This window comes from Frankia sp. AiPs1, assembly GCF_023716945.1.
Classification (GTDB): Bacteria; Actinomycetota; Actinomycetes; order Frankiales; family Frankiaceae; genus Frankia.
Window position 1 is genome coordinate 1 of the sequence record NZ_JAMQQF010001120.1, and the last position, 731, is coordinate 731.

The window sequence follows — 731 nt, forward strand, 5'->3', positions numbered from 1 at the left end:
GCTGTGGTGGCTGTTCGTGCTGCCGGCAGCCGCGGCGGCGGGCGGCTCCCGCGCCGGACTGGCGGGTTACCTCGCCGGGGTAGCCGGCCGGGTGGTCGCCGCCCGGCGCACCGGGGGCCGCAGCTGGCCGGACGCCGCCGCCCATCCCGTCTCGGTCGGCCTGCTGGGCTACCTGACGGCGCTGTCGTGGTGGCGGCGGCGGCGCGGCACCGCGACCTGGAAGGGCCGACCGGTCACCGCGTCCCCGCCGCAGCACGGCCCTCGGCACGGCCCGCGGGCCGGTCCGTAGAGTCCACAGGCGTGGCCCGGGTGGTGGTGATCGGCGCCGGGGTGGGTGGGCTGGCCGCCGCGGCCCGCCTGGCCGCCGCGGGGCATGATGTCACCGTCTGCGAGCAGTCGTCGCGAGTGGGCGGGAAGCTCGACTGGTACGAGCGAGCCGGCTTCGGCTTCGACACCGGGCCGTCCCTGCTGACCATGCCCGCCGTGTTCGAGGACCTGTTCGCCGCGACCGGCGGGCCGTTGCGCGCCGAGCTGGACCTTCGCCGCCTCGACCCGATCGCCTCCTACCGGTTCGCCGACGGCACGACGCTGGCCGCGCACGCGGATGACGACGCCTTCGCCGCCGAGCTCGACGAGCGTCTCGGCGGCGGCGCCGGCGACGACTGGCGACGCCTGGCCGACCGGGCGGCGCGGGTCTTCGACGCCGCCGAGACGCCGTTCCTGTCCAGCCC

1 protein-coding gene and 1 pseudogene are annotated in these 731 nt (G+C 77.7%); both read left to right on the forward strand.

Going from position 1 to position 731, the window contains the following annotated elements; all coding sequences use genetic code 11:
• Positions 1-289, forward strand: a pseudogene (locus ND748_RS33215) (glycosyl transferase); the annotation flags it as partial.
• 11 nt (positions 290-300) lie between these two features.
• Positions 301-731 (forward strand): NAD(P)-binding protein (locus tag ND748_RS33220; protein WP_251750183.1); only part of this gene is annotated, 431 nt, incomplete at its 3' end.